Genomic DNA, 12,959 nt, shown 5'->3' with positions numbered 1-12,959 from the left:
ATGGAAGAAAAAAAACAAGAACAGGAGCAAAAACCTTTGGCCTTTGAAAACCGAATTGACCTGACCAAACTCCAGGCTTCGGCAGACCATATCAAATCCGAATTGGGCAAGGTCATAATTGGACAACAAGCTATGATCGAACTACTGATTATTTCGATTTTGGCCAATGGGCATTCTTTGATAGAAGGTGTTCCCGGCGTAGCAAAGACCGTTACCGCCAAGCTCTTGGCAAAGACCATGAACGTTGTTTTCGGCCGGATTCAATTTACCCCGGACCTAATGCCAAGCGATATTTTGGGTACTTCCGTATTTAATGTCAAAACTTCGGAATTCGAATTCAAGAAGGGCCCTCTGTTTGCGAACATCATTCTAATAGATGAGATCAATCGGGCCCCTGCAAAGACCCAGGCCGCACTTTTCGAAGCTATGGCCGAAAGGCAGATTACCATAGATGGGGCCGAGTACCTCATGACTCCCCCGTTTTTGGTGTTTGCCACTCAAAATCCTGTGGAACAAGAAGGCACCTACCGCCTCCCGGAAGCTCAACTGGACCGTTTCCTTTTTAAAATTTCCGTAGGCTATCCATCCCTGGAGGAAGAAATACAGATCTTGGAAAGCAAACATAAACAGAAGCACATCGCGCCAGAAAGCATGGTTTCAACAGTACTGACCGCAGCAGAAATTTCGGAGTATCAGAATACTATTAGGGGCATCATCATAGAGGACAACCTGCTTAGATACATCGCCGCCATCGTAAACAACACCCGTACAAATGCCAACCTCTATTTAGGGGCGTCGCCCAGGGCATCCATAGCTATTATGGACGCTTCCAAAGCTCTGGCCGCTATACAAGGGCGTGATTTTGTTACCCCAGACGATGTTAAAAAAGTATGCAGCCCTGTCCTTTCACATCGGGTCATCCTAACCCCGGAACGGGAAATGGAGGGCTTTACACCGGAAAAGGTGATACAACAAATCGTGGACACTATAGAAATACCCAGATAACAAGTTTGGAATAGGAGAAAACAAAACACCCTATATGAGCAAGGTCTTTAGGAATATCTATCTAAAAAAACGGTTTTTTGTCGTTTGGACAGCCCTTGTCCTGGGGTTTCTGCTTTCCTACAATTTCCCCGATATTTTTGGAGCCATTAAGTTCCTTTTTTTCCTTTATGTATTGGCCCTGATCACCGATCTTATCTTAATTTTTGGTTCCAAGGGAGCTATCCATGGGGAGCGTTTATTACCGGACAAACTGTCTAACGGGGATGCCAATTCCATCAAAATCCGTGTCATTAACACCTACCTGTTTCCTGTACGAATAAAGGTTTTGGATGAAATTCCCCATCAGTTCCAAAAACGGGATTTTGAAATCAGGGCCAGCTTGGAAAAAGGAGACAGCCGTTTTTTTCATTATTCCCTAAGGCCGGTGGAACGCGGTATGTACTCCTTTGGTCAATTGAATATTTTTGCAGCTACGCCCTTGGGCCTATTGGCCAGGAGGTACACCTTTGACCGTTCACAAGAAGTCCCGGTATATCCTTCGTTTCTGCAATTGCGGAAATACAACCTTATGGCCTTTATCAATAGACTATTTGAGTATGGGTTGAAAAAAATCCGCCGTATTGGGCATACCATGGAATTTGAACAGATCAAGGAGTATATTCAGGGTGACGATATTAGAAATATTAATTGGAAGGCTACAGCGAAGAAAAACCAACTCATGGTCAACCAATATCAGGATGAAAAATCGCAACCCATCTATTCCATCATAGACAAGGGACGTGTGATGAAAATGCCCTTTGCTGAACTAAGCCTATTGGACTATGCTATAAACGCTACTCTGGTCATTAGTAATATCGCTTTGAAGAAACAGGACAAGGCCGGAATGTTCGCGTTTAGCCACAAGGTAGAAAACAGGGTGGTCGCACAACGGCGCAGTTCCCAAATGAACCTCATTTTGGAAACCCTTTACAACCTCGACACCAATTTTGAAGAAAGTGATTTCAGCCGATTGTATATCGACATCAAGAGAAACCTCAACCACAGGGGCCTTTTGTTGTTGTATACTAATTTTGAAACCCTAGATGCATTGCATCGACAACTGCCTTATTTGCAAGCCATTGCCAAACAACATCTTCTTGTAGTCCTCTTTTTTGAAAATACAGAGCTAGACGCGTTCGCCGCCAAAAAAGCGGAAACCACACATCAAATTTTTGAACAGACCATTGCGGAAAAGTTCATTTACGAAAAAAAACTTATTGTAAACGAGTTGCGTAAGCATGGCATTCAGACCGTCCTCACCAAACCAGAAAACCTCACCATAAATACAATCAACAAATATCTGGAAATAAAGGCGCGGGGGTTGCTTTAAGGTTTAAAGTTGGCAGTAGGCAGTGACAGTTGGCAGTTGGCAGTTCTTTGTGTTAGGTTTTAAATGTTGAGTGTTGAATTATGAATTGCGGTGCGCTCGGCGCTTAGCGTATGACGCGATGCATTTTATCTGGAAGTAAGCGGTTCTCAGTGTTGAATTATGGATTGCAATGCGTTCGGCGTTTGGCGCGTTGCATTATAGTGGACAGTTCCTGGCGTTAGGTGTTAAATACTGAGTGTTGAATTATGAATTATGAATTGCGGTGCGCTCGGCGCTTAGCGTATGGCGCGATGCATTTTATCGGGCAGTAGGCGGTTCTCAGTGTTGAATTATGAATTGCAATGCGTTCGGCGTTTGGCGCGTTGCATTATAGTGGACAGTTCATGGTGTTTGAGGTTCAAGGTTTCAGGTTTATAGTATCATTAACAAAAAAATAGGCAGTAATGATCATTAGAATATTCAGGGCAACGGTCCACAAGGAGTTGCATACCGAGTTTATGGAAAAATTCAGGGAAATATCCATCCCCCTGGTCAAAACACAGCAAGGTTTGGTGGCCCTGGAGATTGGGGAACCAACACAATGGCATCCCAACGAATTTGTAATGATCTCCACATGGGAAACAGAGCAACACATCCGCAACTTTGTGGGGGACCAGTGGAATGAGGCACATATTCCCTCAGGGATGGAAAAATATGTAGTGCAATGCTGGGTACGCCACTACAGGAATGTTCCCCTCTAAAGATCTATCCGCGTAATTTTTATATTCTGACCATAGTCCAAAGTGCAAGCGCATTGTTTCAATTACCTAAACAATATTATATTTGGCAAGGGCCCTGTTTTCCAGTACCCTATGTTGTAAAAACAGAAAATAATGGATTCCAAAAAACTAAAAAACCGGATCGGCTATTTCTTTATGGCCCTTTTTGCCATTTTTATTGGCCTTTATCCCTTGCGTTTTATAGGCCTCCCCTATGATCAGAGCCTGCTCGCCGCCAAATCTGCTGCCTTGCTGAGCAGTGAGCTATACCTTGCTGGTTTCTATACCCATATTTTTATGGGCGGACTGGCCCTATTGACCGGTTTTTCGCAGTTCTTTAAAAAGTTGCGTTCAACACGTCTTGGATTGCATAGGATTCTGGGAAAAGTATATGTGATTTCGGTATTTTTGAGCGGGTCGGCAGGCTTGGGTATTGCCTTTTTTGCTACAGGTGGTTTCATCCCGGCCTTGGGTTTTGGAGCGTTGGCCGTAGCATGGCTCTATACCACGACAAACGCTTTTATCACCATAAAACAACAACAAGTACATGCACACCAGCGTTGGATGATTCGTAGTTATGCACTTTGTTTTGCCGCAGTCACCCTACGCCTTTATCTGCCTTCCTTTATAGGCTTTTTGGGAATGGATTTTGTATCCGCGTACAAAATCATCGCCTGGCTGTGCTGGGTACCCAATATCCTTGTGGCAGAGTTTCTTATCATAAGAAAAATGCAGTTTGCCTAATCCAATTACACTGCTTTAAAATCTTTGTCCATCCAGGCCTCTTGATGCGGATAATTTGACTATATTGTGTACCCCTATTTAAGTACCCGTATAAATGAAGAACATCCTGCACTCCCTATCCTGGATCGATTCGGTCGCTGGTGCCGTATGGATACTGTTGACCCTAATAATGATTGGGGTACTGTACCAGATCTATCGGCGAAAAGGGTATACCAAAAAATCTTTTTACCTGGGCCTATTACTGTTGGTGCTGATATGGTCATATCCCTTATACACCAACTTCTTTGATGCTTTGGAAATAGGAATGGCCGGCAATATTTTCACTTTGCTGATGACCGTGCTCTATATGGTGCGGTTAAAAACGGTTTCAATTGGGCTATCCAAATTTATGATTCCCCAGGCCATATGGTTATCCGTAGCGTCTCTTTACGTGGGCTTGCTATTGCTGGACAAGTATTGATACGCAATCAATTGAATAAAAATATGCATACCATTTTAGGTTCGGGCGGGATCATCGCTAGTGAATTGGCCAAGGCACTTACCGAGTATACTCCCCATATCCGTTTGGTTAGCAGACACCCTGAAAGGGTAAACCCTAAGGATGAATTGCTTGCTGCCGATCTGTTAAACCCCCTGGAGGTAGACCATGCCGTAGCGGGTTCCAAGGTAGTCTATGTTACCATTGGCTTTCCTTATAGTGCCAAGATCTGGCAAAGAACCTGGCCTACATTCATGGGGCACGTAATCAAAGCATGCAAGGAGCATGGTTGTAAACTGGTTTTTTTTGATAATATCTATATGTACGATGATGGGCAATTGGATGGTATGACCGAAAATACGCTCATTAACCCTCCTAGTAAAAAAGGTAAGGTCCGTGCCCAACTTGTACATATGATTATGGGAGAGGTAAAAAATGCCAATCTTACCGCCCTAATCGCCCGTTGTGCCGACTATTATGGTCCGGGAATAACCCGGAACGGTATGTTGCGTGAAATGGTATTTAAAAATTTGGCCAAGGGTAAAAAAGCCAATTGGTTGGGATCGGCTCAACATAAACACTCCTTTACCTATACCCCAGATGCCGGAAAGGCGACTGCATTGTTGGGAAACACGGATGATGCGTATAACCAGGTATGGCATTTGCCCACGGCGACCGATCCGTATACCGGAAAGCAATGGATAGAGCATATTGCGCAAACCATGGGGGTAACGCCCAAAATTCAGGTCGCCCCGAAGTTTTTGGTACGACTTATGGGCGTATTTATCCCCATCATGAGAGAAATGGTAGAAATGTTGTACCAATACGATCGTGACTATGTATTTGATAGCAGTAAATTCGAAAAACGCTTTAATTTTACGCCCACCCCTTATACCAAAGGCATACAGGAGGTAGTACATTCCGACTATTCCCTTACCTCCAAAATTTAGGACGTATTATCATTTAAGCTTATTATCTTAGCAATCAAAAAGAGAGCTTTTTACCGTATTTTATGAGAACAGTAACACAACTCCTTATGTGCATCATCCTATTTTCGGCCCAGGCCCAGGAATCCACGGAAACCGATCTGCCCTACCAAAACATTCCCGAACATCCCGAAGACTACGGTCCTGGCAATGTGATTGCACGTATGATCGACGGACTTGGGTATCGCTATTATTGGGCTACCGAGGGCTTAACGGACAAGGATCTGCAATTTGCCCCTGCCGATGAAGCGCGAAACCTTATGGAAACACTGCAACACATTTATGGCCTATCCGAAACCATTGTCAACGCTCCAAAGGGTGTGGCCAACGAACGGCCGCAAGACTGGTCCGCACTTTCCTACGTGGAATTACGAACGCTAACCTTAAGCCGTTTAAAGCAAGCGAGTGAGCTGTGTCGTGGGAAAAGGGCGGAAGATATCGATAAGATGCAGGTTAGTTTTAAAAACGGTGAAAAGCAGTTCGATTTTCCCTATTGGAACATGCTTAACGGTCCGCTGGCCGATGCAATCTACCATACGGGACAGGTGGTTTCCTTTCGGCGTGCCTCCGGAAACCCCATGAACTCCAAGGTCAACGTTTTTACGGGCAAAACCAAGGAATGAAAATGGAAAAACATTTTGAACTGGATGATGAAACCTTTGAAGCGCAATTTGCAGACTGTAGCCTAAAGCCCTCTCTTTTTAGCCACAGCGCACATTTACGTTTGGCCTGGATACACATAAAAAAATACGGCCTGGACGCTGCTATAGACCATATGTGCGATCAAATAGCTAGGTATGCAGATTCCTTGGGTGCCCATGACAAATTCAACAAAACCGTAACGGTGGCCGCCACCAAGGCCGTCCATCATTTTATGCAACGATCGGACTCGGATAACTTTCAGGGTTTTATTCAGGAGTTTCCACGCTTGCAAGATGATTTTAAAGGCCTCATGGATGCCCATTACGACATTGATATATTTGCGTTGGAGGAGGCCAAACGTATGTTTTTGGAACCTGACCGCCTGCCTTTTGATTGATCTTAAAATCCGTCTTATGCCTTTGAAGTGGGCCCTTTATCTCCTATTTTGTTTAGGTCTTCTATCCTGTAGTACCAAAAAACAGCCGTCCCCTACCGAAATTGCCCAACAGTATTATCGGGCAATGAACCAGTCCGATTATGAGGGGGTTACCGAATTGTTTCTGGACAGTATCCGTATGATCGAAAACGGTTATGACATCGTTCTTTCCAAAGAGGATTACATAAACTGGTTGCAGTGGGATTCCGTATTTAAACCCACCTACAAAATTCTGAAGATTTCCGAGAAAAATGGTAAGGTTCAATTACACGTTTCCAAAAGCTGTAGACGTACCCTCTTTTTAAATGGGGAAGCAGTGGTCAACAATGAACTTATGACGTTAAGAGATCGGAAGATCGAACAAGTCGAGATTTTAAATTACGTGGTGTTCCACGACAGTTTGTGGGATGCAAATAGGTCCAAGCTACTCCGGTGGGTAGACGAAAACCGGCCCGAACTGAATGGTTTTTTGCACGACCAGAGCAAGACAGGAGGACTCAATTATTTAAAAGCCATAACGCTTTACGAAGCTCATGATGGTAAAAGCTTGAAATCTCCCTAAAAGCCCGTTCTTTTCGATCCTTGCATTTGGTCTTTTCCCAAAAATCTTAAAACTTTGATAATCGCACACTTGATCTCCCGCTTATGTGGTACCTTATAAGCACCAACCCAACTTTAGTACATAAAACAACTGTAATGAAGTCCAGACAGGTTCTCTTAGCGCTCCTATGCGGTTTCTTTTTCGGTACCCTGCATGCCCAGGGGCTTAACGCCTTGGCCAAGGATTTTTTAAATACCCTGAGCCCCGAACTACGCGAAAGGACCCTTTTTTCCTTGGACGACGAGGAACGCTATAATTTTCACTATACGCCCGTAAGGCGGAAAGGGCCAAGCTTCAACGACTTTAATGAGACCCAGAAGAAGGCGGCACTTAAACTCTTAAAAGCTTCCCTAAGCGCAGAGGGTTATCGCAAAAGCATGGAAATCATGGCCTTGGAAGGAGTCTTGCGCGTAATAGAACAGAACAATTATCGGGACGACCTCGATTATCACTTTTGCATCTTTCATGAGGTAGATTCGGATGCATTCTGGGGATGGCGTTTTGAGGGACATCACCTTTCCTTGAATTTTGTTATTTCGGAGGGGAAGTTGCTCGCCGGAACCCCGGCCTTCTTCGGAGCCAATCCGGCCAAGGTGGCCCATGGACCACAGCAAGGAAAAGAAGTGCTTGGGTCGGAGACCCACCTTGCCTTTGCCCTGGTCAATTCGTTCTCCAAAATACAGTTGAGCGAGGCCCGATTTTCCGAACAGGCCCCCCGTGAAATCCTTACCCGTACCAAAAGAAAAGTAACTGCCCTCGAGCCCAAGGGCATAGGTTATGTGGCCCTGACGGCTGCCCAAAAGAAAATCTTCCTCCAATTGTTGCATGTATATGTGGATAATTACGAAGCCACCTATGCCCAAAACCTATGGGGCAAAATTGAAAAAGGCGGACTGGACAGGCTCTATTTTGCCTGGGCCGGGGGACTACGGCCAGGAGTAGGGCACTATTACCGCATACAGGGCCCTAGCTTACTAATTGAATACGACAACACCCAAAACGGCGCCAATCATGTACATTCTGTAGTCCGCGACCTCACCAACGATTTTGGGGAGGACCTGTTGCGCAATCACCTGGAAAAACATCATAAGGATTAAGAGTCATAGTTGACTGTTAAAAGTTAATGGTATAAAATGCAAACCCTAATTTTAAAATGTCAACTCAGAATTTAGAAATCCTAACGTAAAGCATAACCTCAAACCAATCAGCTCTTAATCACCACTTATTCCAAAAAACCCTAGGGATAATTCAAGAAGGGGGGTTATTCAATATTCAGTTTTTCAGTGTGTATGGAAATTTCTTTTTTCTCCTTATCATATTCCATCAACAACACATATCCTATCTTGGCAGGTAATGGGAAAAAATTTGTTTTCCCTTCCTCGAGATAAATTTTGTCGGAAGACAATTCTCCTTCATCATGGATAATAGTCTTAAAGGCAAGTTTATTCTGCTCCCCTTTTAACCTTTCATAATCAATGAAGTTGGCGTAAAACCGATTATTCTCTTTATCAATTTGGGTATAGGCATAATCAAATCCTCCAAGAGCCTTTACCATATGGGCATTCATTTGAGGACTTCCGAAATCAAAAACGTTCGGTATGTTGGATTTGCCTTTTTCAAATATTTCAACATCAATTAAATCAAATTTATTATCAAATTTAAATACAATAGCATCGGTAATGGTAAGCTTGGTAAATCCGCCTGCGGTAGCTCCCCCACCTGCTGCCGCCAGGACGCCTAAAGCAATACCTGCCGCATCAGCCTTTTTTGAATACTGCTCCCCGATGGCATAGTACCCATCGTTGCCCATGCGTACGATTTCGTGGAAATAGATATATCCGTAATCTTTGGTTTTACTACCCTTTTTGATGGCGACCTTTTTGCTGATATGATCTTTCCAACTCAATTTATTCTCGTAGGACAAGGTTCCGTCCATATGGTATACTTCGGTATACAATCCCAAACTTTCCGCTTTGGCCAATTTGGCCTTGGGTTTGTAGTACTGTCCCAGAAAAACAATCTGATCTTCCTTAGTTATAAAGGCATTGGTAATGAGCCGAGGGTCTAGTTCATCATAATCTCTAGTGAAGAGGAGGTTGCCCGTATCAATTTCCAAGACTATAGTTCTTAGTGACATCTTTGCAGAACTTGCATAACGCTGTGATTTTTCCAACAACACCACTACTTTTTCATTAATTGCTATGGTGCTTATGTCCAAGGTTTCCTGCGAAGTTTTATCGGAATGGAATTCCCATTTTTTTCCACCATTCGTGGGAAAATATTGCATAGCATATCCTGATTTTTTACCTGTCAATAGACGTTTCAGTAAAAATCCTTTATTGTCTACAGGAAGTAATAGATTTAACGGTCGTGCCTTGGATTGGGAAGCAAGTCGCCTAAACTCGCCAGGGCTCACCGGCAATTGGATTGGAGTTAGGTTGTTGGCCTGTTTGTCAAAACTTACGATTTCAATTTTTTTGTCCAGCTTGCTGAACAGGGCAAAGGTAAGTTGATCGCCGTTAAAACCCTTTCCGATCAAGACCGTCCTTTTTTTACTTATCATGGATTTTGTAGCCACATCATTTAGATTCTTATCCAAAATTTGTATCGCATATTCCCGTTCCTTGTTTTCAAGTTTATCCACCTCGTAAAAGAAATAATAACCGTCCACATCATTTTCGCCATCAGATATAGCACCGGAATTCTTAACATTGAATTTGGTAATATTGGCAATAGTGCGGTTTTGCGCATATACATTAATATTTGATACAAGTAATAGTAGTGTTAAAAGAGTAATGTTCTTCATTGTTATTATTGATTTAATGATTCAAAAAAGTCCTTAGCGTCCAAAAATTCAATATGATCCCCGGCTATTGCACCATACCTGTGGCAAAAATAATAACCAATTTTTCGAATGTGTTTCAACTCCAGTTTATGAACAAATGAACGAATACGATTTAAATGTATCTCCTCCGAAAATGGACTGCTTTGAGGTACATACTTTCCCATTTTATGACGCTTTTTGGCTAAATACATTTTTTTTAGGGTTACCGCAGTTTTCACTACCCCTTCCCGATGCTCCTGCTGGTCTTGTATCATTATGAGTGATTCATACAAAGCAAGGTCCAGTTGGTTAAAATCCAATAAGGTATGCAGCTGCTGTTTTTTGGCCAGTTGCTTAAGTTGGGGAAGGTAGTTTGTGGTATTTTGGCTCTCCTCTATTTGGTGCTCCATATGCAGTTTCTCCAATCGATAAGGGATTTCAGGATGGGTCTTTAGAGAATCCTTGTCAAAGGCATAATCATTGCTACTTTCGCTAATATTAAAGAGGGTTTCTTCTTCTTCAATCCAATTCAGACGAAAAGGAAAGGATTCAAAATTTAGGATACTGTCTATCTTGGAAGCTTTGATAAAGCGAATTTGCTCCAGTTTGCCCAATTTTGTCAAGGCGGATAAGGCGGCATGCGGATTGTATCCAGTATTCTTCAACAAAATTAGCCCTAAGGAATCAGCCTGAGCTTCTGCATGCCTACTGTGGGACATCAATTCGTAGGTGAGATCTTTCACCAGGGCACGACCATCCCTTATGGTGTTGTAACGCTGTTTTTTTATGGCTTTGGACTTTTCTCGAATGGCCTTCGAATTTATGGTATCTATATATCTCTCTGCTTTTTTGTTCACATGGTTCAAGAGAAGATGGGCCATCTCGTGACTTAAAATAAAGGCGAGTTCATCATCATTTTCCAAATAGGTAAACATCCCCATATTTATAGCAAAAGATCCATCGCCATAACAGGCGGCATTAGGTATCGAAGATCGATGGAAAAAGAAATAATGATTATCAGTATCTATTTGAGGATTACCTTTGTAAATCCTTTGTAATAACGGTTTTAAATTTTCTGTGAGGGATGCTCCAAAAATAAAAACGCTGTCCTGAATATTCTGGATGAATTTTTCCGTTTTCTCCCGATATATCTTTCGCTTTTCCGAAATGTTGTCTCCATCCAAAGTAGCAAGACGATGTTGTTCTATAGATTTGAGGTAGTTTTCTATATGTTTCCTGTTCTCTGGAAGGTAGTTTAGTTGAGGGTCCTGAGCCTGTAGCTTCAGACATACAAACAAGAAAAATAAAATGGTGGGGGAAAGTCTCAATTTGTCTTTGGTCATTTCTAAGCCAACGAAAAAACGGCTCTAATTGGTTTGGTAGTTATTCGGTAAAGAAATTGCTACAACAAAAATATACTTTATATTAAATTAGAGGTTGTTTTTATTCTAAATTCCCATACCAGTCTGCACAATTTATCCTATTGGCACCTTTGAAGGTCAATCTAAGTTCTGTACGCATTTACCCTGGAAAAGCATCATAAGGATTAATTTCCGGATTTGCCAAAATTCCTAAAACCTTCTATTTCCTGATTGTCCCGGAAATTTGTACCTTAAAGTACTATGGTACCGAAAACCACAAGCGTGTTCAAGGTTAAGGCATTTATGGTAGCACCTATCTGGATCTTTCTTTTTGTAGGCCTCCTATTGGGCTGCTCGTCCAAAACGGACGACGAAACCGGCAATATGTCCAAGGAACAGGTGGGACTTATCGGATACGGTTCCCTAATGTCACAGCCAAGTATGGAACGGACCCTGGGAAGGCCCTATGACGGCGCTATCAGAAAAATACATCTGCGGGGGTATCAACGGCTCTGGAATATTAAGGTACCCAATACGGGCGAGGGGGCGTATACCTGTATGACGGAAACAGGGACCATAATACCCGAGTCGCTTATTTTCTTGAACATTCAACCTAAAGAGGAGCAATCCATGAACTGTTGTCTCTACATATTGGAAGAGGCCGATCTTGTAGCCTTTGATGCGCGGGAAATTGGATATCAACGAATTGAGGTCTCCCGGGACATCGTGGAAACCGATATTCCGGATCTGCCCATCTATGCCTATAAGGCGCTTCCTGCCTTTACTGCCGAAGCTGAGGAAAACAACCCCGGGAAGAACGCGGTATTGCTGCAATATCTGGAGATTCTTGACAATGCCTTTGACGTATTAGGTGCTACCTTTGAACAAGAATTCCAAGCGTCTACCTTGCCCTTGGACCCCGATTTGGTCCTGGACTGTACCTTAGATCCCTAGATGGCCTGTACTACAGGTATGCGACCGTTGCAATTTCCAAAAAGGTCCAATAGCCCTATTTAAAGGTCTTAACTTTTAACTTTTGATTTTGACCTAGCTTCGCCCTACCCTGCGTATATACCCAAAGGCAGAACAATGAAAACAGGGAAAATAGCAGTGGTCGTTGGGCACAACAGCAAAAAGCAGGGGGCCCAGGCCATAACACCCATCGATCGATCGGAATTTGACTTTAATTCAGAATTGGCAAGCCGCATGCTGGACAGCGCGGAGAACTACGAGGTGGAACTCAAAGTCTTTACCAGGAGATATCAAGGTTCGTATACCAAAGAGATTCAAAAGGTCTATGGGGAAGTTAACACCTGGGGAGCCGAGTTTTCCATGGAACTGCATTTCAACTCGGCCTATTTCACGGCCGCGGGAAGCGAAGTTTTCAGTAGCGGTACTCCCGGGTCCCTACGGTTTGCCAACCTGGCACAACTAGAGCTTGTGACACTGTTCAAGAGGGCCGGAAAAACAGACCGGGGTGTAAAAGTGCGAAAAAAAGGGGCAAGAGGGTATCTTTCCCTCGTATCCGGCAGGGCTCCCGCCATTTTGGTAGAGCCTTTTTTTGGCTCTAACCGCTCCGATGTACTCAAGATGCACCGTATGGGGCTGCAGCCTCTGGCCGAGGCCTATTTGAGGGCCATGGAGGCCGTGGTACAGCAAACCTTAGATCTACCCCCTCCACCTCCGGATTCCTAAAAGAGCGGAATCATTTCCATTTAAACAGCAACCATACATCTTTTCGTACAAACGGTACAT

General features: G+C 43.4%; 14 protein-coding genes. 12 read left to right on the top strand and 2 right to left on the bottom strand.

Annotated features, from left to right (window positions below; genetic code table 11):
• The 10 genes from ACRD67_RS19425 (at position 1) to ACRD67_RS19380 (ending at position 8,116) form a co-directional block, all read left to right on the top strand.
• The gene (locus ACRD67_RS19425) at positions 1-1,005 is read left to right on the top strand and encodes an AAA family ATPase (RefSeq protein WP_430968954.1); all 1,005 of its coding nucleotides are present in this window, start codon (positions 1-3) and stop codon (positions 1,003-1,005) included.
• Between the two features lie 34 nt (positions 1,006-1,039).
• Positions 1,040-2,374 (top strand): DUF58 domain-containing protein, encoded by a 1,335-nt coding sequence (locus ACRD67_RS19420; RefSeq protein WP_430968953.1) that lies wholly within the window; start codon positions 1,040-1,042, stop codon positions 2,372-2,374.
• A gap of 443 nt (positions 2,375-2,817) precedes the next feature.
• Positions 2,818-3,114, top strand: a complete 297-nt coding sequence (locus ACRD67_RS19415; protein ID WP_430968952.1) for an antibiotic biosynthesis monooxygenase family protein — start codon at positions 2,818-2,820, stop codon at positions 3,112-3,114.
• Positions 3,115-3,246: 132 nt separating this feature from the next.
• Positions 3,247-3,876: a DUF2306 domain-containing protein gene (locus ACRD67_RS19410; protein WP_430968951.1), complete on the top strand. Its 630-nt coding sequence runs from the start codon at positions 3,247-3,249 to the stop codon at positions 3,874-3,876.
• Between the two features lie 94 nt (positions 3,877-3,970).
• Positions 3,971-4,336 (top strand): tryptophan-rich sensory protein, encoded by a 366-nt coding sequence (locus ACRD67_RS19405; RefSeq protein ID WP_430968950.1) that lies wholly within the window; start codon positions 3,971-3,973, stop codon positions 4,334-4,336.
• A 23-nt stretch (positions 4,337-4,359) separates the two neighbouring features.
• Complete coding sequence (locus ACRD67_RS19400; protein ID WP_430968949.1) at positions 4,360-5,304, top strand: NAD-dependent epimerase/dehydratase family protein; 945 nt, start codon at positions 4,360-4,362, stop codon at positions 5,302-5,304.
• Between the two features lie 62 nt (positions 5,305-5,366).
• Complete coding sequence (locus tag ACRD67_RS19395) at positions 5,367-5,963, top strand: DinB family protein (RefSeq protein WP_430968948.1); 597 nt, start codon at positions 5,367-5,369, stop codon at positions 5,961-5,963.
• The gene (locus tag ACRD67_RS19390; RefSeq protein WP_430968947.1) at positions 5,960-6,379 is read left to right on the top strand and encodes a hypothetical protein; all 420 of its coding nucleotides are present in this window, start codon (positions 5,960-5,962) and stop codon (positions 6,377-6,379) included. The genes ACRD67_RS19395 and ACRD67_RS19390 overlap by 4 nt, the downstream gene beginning before the upstream one ends.
• A gap of 16 nt (positions 6,380-6,395) precedes the next feature.
• Positions 6,396-6,980 carry a hypothetical protein gene (locus tag ACRD67_RS19385; protein ID WP_430968946.1) on the top strand — a complete coding sequence of 195 codons (585 nt, stop codon included), beginning with the start codon at positions 6,396-6,398 and terminating at the stop codon, positions 6,978-6,980.
• Between the two features lie 134 nt (positions 6,981-7,114).
• A complete protein-coding gene (locus ACRD67_RS19380) occupies positions 7,115-8,116 on the top strand; it encodes a DUF3500 domain-containing protein (protein ID WP_430968945.1) in 1,002 nt (333 codons plus the stop codon).
• A gap of 164 nt (positions 8,117-8,280) precedes the next feature.
• Here ACRD67_RS19380 and ACRD67_RS19375 read toward each other — a convergent pair whose 3' ends face one another.
• Together ACRD67_RS19375 and ACRD67_RS19370 are read right to left on the bottom strand one after the other, a co-directional pair.
• Positions 8,281-9,825 carry a DUF6770 family protein gene (locus ACRD67_RS19375; RefSeq protein WP_430968944.1) on the bottom strand — a complete coding sequence of 515 codons (1,545 nt, stop codon included), beginning with the start codon at positions 9,823-9,825 and terminating at the stop codon, positions 8,281-8,283.
• Positions 9,826-9,830: 5 nt separating this feature from the next.
• Complete coding sequence (locus ACRD67_RS19370; RefSeq protein ID WP_430968943.1) at positions 9,831-11,186, bottom strand: M48 family metalloprotease; 1,356 nt, start codon at positions 11,184-11,186, stop codon at positions 9,831-9,833.
• A 300-nt stretch (positions 11,187-11,486) separates the two neighbouring features.
• Between ACRD67_RS19370 and ACRD67_RS19365 the strand changes: the two genes are divergently transcribed.
• Together ACRD67_RS19365 and ACRD67_RS19360 are read left to right on the top strand one after the other, a co-directional pair.
• Positions 11,487-12,158 carry a gamma-glutamylcyclotransferase family protein gene (locus ACRD67_RS19365; RefSeq protein WP_430968942.1) on the top strand — a complete coding sequence of 224 codons (672 nt, stop codon included), beginning with the start codon at positions 11,487-11,489 and terminating at the stop codon, positions 12,156-12,158.
• A 135-nt stretch (positions 12,159-12,293) separates the two neighbouring features.
• Entirely contained in the window at positions 12,294-12,899 is a 606-nt protein-coding gene (locus ACRD67_RS19360; protein ID WP_430968941.1) for an N-acetylmuramoyl-L-alanine amidase, read from the top strand.
• Positions 12,900-12,959 lie beyond the last annotated feature (60 nt).

It is taken from the genome of Eudoraea algarum, from assembly GCF_050589645.1.
Taxonomy (GTDB): domain Bacteria; phylum Bacteroidota; class Bacteroidia; order Flavobacteriales; family Flavobacteriaceae; genus JBNGOQ01.
The sequence above is the reverse complement of the archived record's forward strand: the minus strand, read 5'-3'. Positions and strand labels throughout refer to the sequence as shown.

Excerpts from the sequence above, each read along its gene's own strand:
- ACRD67_RS19415 (WP_430968952.1), top strand. The coding sequence starts at position 2,818 with ATGATCATTAGAATATTCAGGGCAACGGTCCACAAGGAGTTGCATACC.
- ACRD67_RS19360 (WP_430968941.1), top strand. The coding sequence starts at position 12,294 with ATGAAAACAGGGAAAATAGCAGTGGTCGTTGGGCACAACAGCAAAAAG.
- ACRD67_RS19395 (WP_430968948.1), top strand. The coding sequence starts at position 5,367 with ATGAGAACAGTAACACAACTCCTTATGTGCATCATCCTATTTTCGGCC.
- ACRD67_RS19375 (WP_430968944.1), bottom strand. The coding sequence starts at position 9,825 with ATGAAGAACATTACTCTTTTAACACTACTATTACTTGTATCAAATATT.
- ACRD67_RS19425 (WP_430968954.1), top strand. The coding sequence starts at position 1 with ATGGAAGAAAAAAAACAAGAACAGGAGCAAAAACCTTTGGCCTTTGAA.
- ACRD67_RS19410 (WP_430968951.1), top strand. The coding sequence starts at position 3,247 with ATGGATTCCAAAAAACTAAAAAACCGGATCGGCTATTTCTTTATGGCC.
- ACRD67_RS19405 (WP_430968950.1), top strand. The coding sequence starts at position 3,971 with ATGAAGAACATCCTGCACTCCCTATCCTGGATCGATTCGGTCGCTGGT.
- ACRD67_RS19420 (WP_430968953.1), top strand. The coding sequence starts at position 1,040 with ATGAGCAAGGTCTTTAGGAATATCTATCTAAAAAAACGGTTTTTTGTC.
- ACRD67_RS19385 (WP_430968946.1), top strand. The coding sequence starts at position 6,396 with ATGCCTTTGAAGTGGGCCCTTTATCTCCTATTTTGTTTAGGTCTTCTA.
- ACRD67_RS19370 (WP_430968943.1), bottom strand. The coding sequence starts at position 11,186 with ATGACCAAAGACAAATTGAGACTTTCCCCCACCATTTTATTTTTCTTG.
- ACRD67_RS19380 (WP_430968945.1), top strand. The coding sequence starts at position 7,115 with ATGAAGTCCAGACAGGTTCTCTTAGCGCTCCTATGCGGTTTCTTTTTC.
- ACRD67_RS19400 (WP_430968949.1), top strand. The coding sequence starts at position 4,360 with ATGCATACCATTTTAGGTTCGGGCGGGATCATCGCTAGTGAATTGGCC.
- ACRD67_RS19390 (WP_430968947.1), top strand. The coding sequence starts at position 5,960 with ATGAAAATGGAAAAACATTTTGAACTGGATGATGAAACCTTTGAAGCG.